Below are 6,288 nucleotides of genomic sequence, written 5' to 3'. Positions count from 1 at the left end.
ATCGCGCCGGCCTCGTCGTCGCGTTGCTGCCGCAGCTCTGGCGCCACGCCGATCTCACCGCCGCGCTGAACCGCACCGGTGCACGGGCGATCGTGTCGACGCGCTGGATCGACGGCGTCAGCCACTCCGATCTGGCCATGAACGCCGCCGCGGAAGCGTTCTCGATCCGCCATGTCTGCGGCTTCGGCGATGACCTGCCCGAGGGCATGGCCTCGCTGGACGCCGCGATGGAAGATCCCACCGCATTGCCGCCAGCGCCGGGACCGCAGGAAGCGCGCCGCGCCGCGGTGATCTCCTTCGATACCACCGGCGATGGCGTCCGTGCGATCCCGCGCAGCCATTTGCATCTGATCGCAGGCGGCCTGGTTGTCTTCCTCGAAAGCGCGATCCCGCAGGGCGCAGTGCTGCTGTCGGCGCAGACGCCGGCGACGTTCGCCGGGCTGGCTTCATCGATGGTGACGTGGCTGCTCAGCGGCGGCACGCTGGCCCTGCACCACCCGTTCGATGACGCGGTGCTGGAGCGGCAGATCGTCGACCTCGGCTGTCAGGCCCTGGTCGCACCGGCGCCGCTTGCTCTCCGCCTCGGCGAAGCCGGACTGACAGCGCAGGCTCCGTCGCTGCGCAGCGTGGTGGGCCTCTGGCGAGCACCCGAGCAGGTCGCCTCCAGCCCGAACTGGATCGGCGCGCCGGCCCACTTCACCGATATCTATCTGTTCGGCGAAGCCGGATTGTTCGGCGCCCAGCGCACGGCGGAAGGTACCCCCGCCGCGATCATGCCGGGACCGCACACCGCACCCCGCGATCATGCCGGCGGTTCGACTGCTGGCGAAATCCTGATCACGCCGAAGGGCACGCTCGGGCTGCGCGGCCCGATGGTGACGCTCGCCGCCTATGCGCCGCTGCCGCCGCTCAACAGTTCGATCCCGATGGCGCCGCCGCCGGACTATGTCGACACCGGCTACGCGGCCCGACTCGACCGTGCCACCGGCTCGATCTGCATCACCGCTCCACCTGCCGGGGTGATGGCGGTCGGCGGCTATCGCTTCCTCGCCCAGGACCTGCAGGAATGGGCGAAGCGGCTCGGCCAGGGCGCGCTGCTCACGGCGCTGCCGGACCGGCTCAGCGGCTATCGGCTCGCCGGCCGCGCACAGGACAATTCCAGAGCTCGTGAAGCACTTGCAGAACTCGGCCTAAACCCTTTGATGGTCGAGGCCTTCCGCGACGCTCCGAAGGTCGATGAAAACCGCGCATCGACGTTGACGCCGCATTAACAGCGACGGCTTACGGTTTCCGCCTCGACCGCGGGAGCCGTTCTTGGAATGTCGTACCACGCGCCTATCCTCGTCGTAACCGACGATGAAAGCTCGCCGACCCTCGCAGCACTGACGGACGCCAAACTGTTTCCAGTGCTTGCTTCTGCATGGCCGGAGGCTGGCGACGCGGTCGGCCGGCTGCGCCCGTCGGCCGTGGTCGCAGATGGCGGTGCGCCCGCCGGCTCCCTCAAGACACTCGCCCGCCAGATCGGCTTGCTGCAGCCCTACGTGCCGCTGATCGCGATCGGCGCCGATGGCGGCCTGCCCGACAACGTCATGCCGTTCAGCGCCGATCCGCGCGAACTGATCCATCTGGCGTCCCGGCTGCGAGCCGCGTTGCGGGTGCGGACGCTGCACGCCACGGCGATGCGGCGCCTGACCGATCCGAGCGGCCTCACCGAACTATCCGACCACGATCCGCTGCAGGACGCGACCGTGCTGCTGATCGGCCGCGGCGCCGCCTATCCGGCACTGTCGGTCGCGCTCGGTGAGCGCGTCGGGGTGGTCGGCGCGCTGTCGATCGAAGCCGCCGCCAAGCATCTCAACGCCCGCGATCTCGACGGCATCGTGCTGGCCGAAGGCTTCAGCCCGCGCGTGGTCGATGCCTTCTTGACCGTGCTGTCGGAAGATACCCGGTTCCGGCATTTGCCGATCGTGGTCGGCGTTCCGGCGCCCCACAGCAGCTTCGAGCTGCCCAATCTCGAATTCGTCGATGGCGATCCGGCACGGATCGTCGGCGCCGCGTTGCCGCTGGTACGCCAGCACGCCTTCGAGGGCCGGCTCACCCGCACGCTGGCTTCGCTGGATGCCGGGGGCCTGCTCGATCCCCGCACCGGCCTCCTCACCGAGGCTGCGTTCGAGCGCGATTTTGCGACCGCCGTGTATCAGGCGCAGACCCGCGGCGAAGGCCTGTCGGTCGCGCGTTTCGTCCTGCACCGCGCCGATCGCCGCGCGGTCAACGACGCCGCACGGATCGTCAGCCGACTGATGCGCAAGATGGATTTCGGCACGTTGCAGACCGACGGCACGCTGCTGGTGGTGTTCGCGGCAACTGACCTGCGCAACGCCCAGGCGATTGCGCGGCGGCTCAGCAGCGTGATCAAGCAGACCGCCCATAGCGCAAGGCGCGAGGCCCGGATCGATCCCGACGTCAGTGTCGCAACCCTGATGCCCGACGAATCCGCCCGCGCCATCCTAACCCGCGTCGTGCAGCAGGACCGCCGCCGCGCGGCGTCGTAGGCGTCCAGCCAAGACGATCGCCGTCATTGCGAGCGCAGCGAAGCAATCCAGAGGCCGGTGTATGGAGCTGCTGGATTGCTTCGGCGCTGCGCGCCTCGCAATGACGCGGAGGCGAAAGATCACGCCGCCTTGCGGTTCTCGGCGAGGTCCGCGAGCTGCTTGAGGATATCAGTCGTCCCCATCAACCGCTCTTCCGGCGTCTCCCAGACCTGGAAGAACACCACCTTCATGTCGGGCCGCACCTTGGCAGCTTCGCCGTGGCGCTTGATGAAGAATACCAGCTTGTCCGGTTGCGCGAAGGCGTTGTCGCGGAAGCTGATGACCACGCCCTTCGGGCCGGCGTCGACCTTCTCGACATTGGCGCGGCGGCAATACGCCTTGATGGCCGCGATCTTGAACAGATAGCGGACCTCGTCCGGCAGCGGACCGAAACGGTCGCGCAGCTCCGCGGCGAAGTTCTCGATCTCCTCGTCGGTGTCGAGATCGGCGAGCCGGCGATACAGCGAAAGCCGCACCGCAAGATCGGCGACGAAGTCCTCCGGGATCAGCACCGGCATGCCAATGGTGATCTGCGGCGACCAGCGGTCGGCGACCGGCTCGTCGACGATGCCAGCCTTGAGGTTGGTGATCGCCTCCTCGAGCATCTGCTGATACAGCTCGAAGCCGACTTCCTTGATGTGGCCGGACTGTTCCTCGCCGAGCAGATTGCCGGCGCCGCGGATGTCGAGGTCGTGCGAGGCGAGCTGGAAGCCGGCGCCAAGCGTTTCCAGCGATTGCAGCACCTTGAGCCGGCGCTCCGCCTGCGCGGTGATGTTGTGCTGCGGCAGCGTGAACAGCGCGTAGGCGCGCAGCTTCGACCGGCCGACGCGGCCGCGAAGCTGATACAATTGCGCCAGGCCGAACATGTCGGCGCGGTGCACGATCAGCGTGTTCGCGTTCGGGATGTCCAGGCCAGATTCGACGATCGTGGTCGACAGCAGGATGTCGAACTTGCCGTCGTAGAACGCCGACATGATGTCCTCGATCACCGCCGGCGGCATCTGACCGTGGGCGACCGCGACCTTCATCTCCGGCACGTGCTTGTCGAGGAAGTCCTTCACCTCGGCGAGATCGTCGATCCGCGGCACCACGTAGAACGCCTGACCGCCGCGATAGCGCTCGCGCAGCAGCGCTTCGCGGATCATCAACGGATCATGCGGCGCCACGAAGGTTCGCACCGCGAGCCGGTCGACCGGCGGCGAAGCAATGATCGACAGGTCGCGCACGCCGGTCATGGCGAGCTGTAGCGTGCGCGGGATCGGCGTCGCGCTCAGCGTCAGCACGTGAACCTCGGAGCGCAGCTGCTTCAGCTTCTCCTTGTGGGTCACGCCGAAGTGCTGCTCCTCGTCGACGATGACGAGGCCAAGATCCTTGAACTTGATCGACTTGCCGAGCAGCGCGTGGGTGCCGACGACGATGTCGAGCGTGCCGTCGGCGATGCCCTTCTTGACCTGCGACAGCTCCTTGGTCGAGACCAGTCGCGAGGCTTGGCCGACATTGACCGGGAAGCCACGGAAGCGCTCGGTGAAGGTCTTGGCGTGCTGCCGCGCCAGTAGCGTGGTCGGGACCACGACCGCCACCTGCTTGCCGTCGAGCGCCACCGCGAACGCCGCGCGCAGCGCCACCTCGGTCTTGCCGAAACCGACGTCGCCGCAAACCAGGCGGTCCATCGGCGTGCCCTTCTCCAGATCGCCGAGAGCCGCGTTGATCGCGGCGAGCTGGTCCTCGGTCTCGTCGTAGGGGAAGCGCGCGCAAAACTCGTCATAGAGCTGCGGCTGCACCGGCAGCTTCGGCGCCTCGCGCAGGTGCCGTTCGGCCGCGACCTTGATCAGTTCGCCGGCGATCTGCCGGATACGGTTCTTCAGCTTGGCCTTGCGCGCCTGCCAACCCGAGCCGCCGAGCTTGTCGAGTTCGACCGTGGTGCCGTCGGAGCCGTAGCGCGACAGCAGTTCGATGTTCTCGACCGGCAGGAACAGCTTGGTGTCATTGGCGTAGTGCAGTTCGACGCAGTCGTGCGGCGCGCCGCCGACTTCGAGCGTCTGCAGGCCGACGAAACGGCCGATGCCGTGCTCGACATGCACCACGATGTCGCCGGTCGACAGGCTGGTGACTTCGGAGATGAAGTTGTCGAGCTTCTTGCTGGCCTTGCGTTGCCGCACCAGGCGGTCGCCGAGTACGTCCTGCTCGGTGATCACCGCAAACGCGTCGGTCTCGAAGCCGGACTCCAGGCCGACCACCGCCAGCATGGTTTCGTTGCGTGGCGTCGCCTGCACGGTGCGCCAGGAATTGACGCTGGTGAGCGCGACCAGCTTGTGGTCCTTCAGCATGCTCGCCATGCGGTCGCGCGAGCCTTCGCTCCACAGCGCGATCACCACCTTCTTGCGCGCAGCCTGCAGCGCATAGACGTGCGCCACCAGCGTCTCGAACACGTTGACGTTGGCGTCCGCGCGCTCCGGCGCGAAGTTGCGGCCGGCCCGGGCACCGGCATCGATCACGTCGCTGGTGTCGTCCGGCAGCGCGAATGGCGTCAGCCGCGCCAGGGCAACGCCCTCGAGCCGCGCGGTCCATTCACTGTCGGTGAGATACAGCCGATCCGGCGGCAGCGGCTTGTAGATCGCGCCGGAGCCGGGCTGCTCCATCGCTTCGCGCCGGGCGTCGTAGTAGTCGGCGATCTGCTTGAAGCGCTCGCGCGCGGCGTCTTCGCTCTGCGGCTCGATCGCGACCGGCGTTCCCTTCAGGTAATCGAACAGCGTGTCCATCCGCTCCTGGAACAGCGGCAGCCAGTGCTCCCTGCCGGGATGGCGGCGGCCTTCGCTGACCGCGGCGTACAGTTGGTCGTCTGGATGCGGCGCGCCGAACGCGGCGACGTAGCCCATACGGAAACGGCGGATGGTCTCGGTGACGAGCTGGAATTCCGACACCGGCACCAAGTCCAGGCCGCGCATGGTGTGCAGCGTGCGCTGGGTCTCGGCGTCGAAGGTGCGGATCGATTCGAGCTGGTCGCCGAAGAAGTCGAACCGCACCGGCTGGTCGAGGCCGGCCGGAAACAGATCGAGAATGCCGCCGCGCACCGCGTATTCGCCGGCTTCACGCACCGTGGAGGCGCGGCTGTAGCCATTGTGTTCGAGCCAGGCGACGATCGAATCCATCGGCACGACGTTGCCGGGCGCCACCGACAGCGCCTGCGCGGCGATGATCTCGCGCACCGGCACCCGCTGCACGGCGGCGTTGACCGTGGTCAGCACGATCAGCGGCTTGTCGCTGCCGGTCAGGCGCGACAGCTTCGCCAGCGTGGTGACGCGCTGCGCCAGGATGCCGGCGTGCGGCGAAACGCGGTCATAGGGTTGGCAGTCCCAGGCCGGAAATTGCAGCACCTCGAGATCGGGCGCGAAGAACTCCAGGCTGCGCGCCAGCTGCTGCATCCGCGGACCATCGCGGCAGATCACCGTCAGGCTGACAGCGGGCGCCTTCGGCTTAGCCGCGACCGCGCGGGCCAGATCGGCGATGATCAGCCCCTCGGCGCCTTCGGCGACGTTGGCGAAGGTCAGCGCCTTGCCGGGCGTAAGCTGTTCCGCCGGCGATCTGCTCGGAGTCTTCATACGGCGCCGTCCTGATGGCCGTAGGTCTTGATCCGTTCGAACAGCCCGCCCTTGAACTCGGCCGGCAGCGTGTCGCCGCCGGCGACCGCGGCGTAGAG

General features: G+C 67.8%; 3 protein-coding genes. 2 read left to right on the top strand and 1 reads right to left on the bottom strand.

The annotated features are described in order from the left end of the window. Both DYI24_RS18860 and DYI24_RS18855 read left to right on the top strand, forming a co-directional pair. Positions 1–1,271 (top strand): (2,3-dihydroxybenzoyl)adenylate synthase (locus DYI24_RS18860; RefSeq protein WP_164573400.1); only part of this gene is annotated, 1,271 nt, incomplete at its 5' end. Positions 1,272–1,319: 48 nt separating this feature from the next. Further along, positions 1,320–2,552 (top strand): GGDEF domain-containing protein, encoded by a 1,233-nt coding sequence (locus DYI24_RS18855; RefSeq protein ID WP_164573399.1) that lies wholly within the window; start codon positions 1,320–1,322, stop codon positions 2,550–2,552. Between the two features lie 119 nt (positions 2,553–2,671). On the opposite strand, the gene mfd is transcribed toward DYI24_RS18855, so the two are convergent. Continuing rightward, positions 2,672–6,190: a transcription-repair coupling factor gene (mfd, locus tag DYI24_RS18850; RefSeq protein WP_164573398.1), complete on the bottom strand. Its 3,519-nt coding sequence runs from the start codon at positions 6,188–6,190 to the stop codon at positions 2,672–2,674. Positions 6,191–6,288: the final 98 nt, after the last annotated feature.

The sequence above is a fragment of the Rhodopseudomonas sp. BR0C11 genome (assembly GCF_010820945.1).
Lineage (GTDB): Bacteria > Pseudomonadota > Alphaproteobacteria > Rhizobiales > Xanthobacteraceae > Rhodopseudomonas > Rhodopseudomonas palustris_H.
Note: the sequence above shows the minus strand (reverse complement) of the source record. Positions and strands in the feature narration are given on the sequence as shown.

Excerpts from the sequence above, each read along its gene's own strand:
- DYI24_RS18855 (WP_164573399.1), top strand. The coding sequence starts at position 1,320 with ATGTCGTACCACGCGCCTATCCTCGTCGTAACCGACGATGAAAGCTCG.
- mfd (WP_164573398.1), bottom strand. The coding sequence starts at position 6,190 with ATGAAGACTCCGAGCAGATCGCCGGCGGAACAGCTTACGCCCGGCAAG.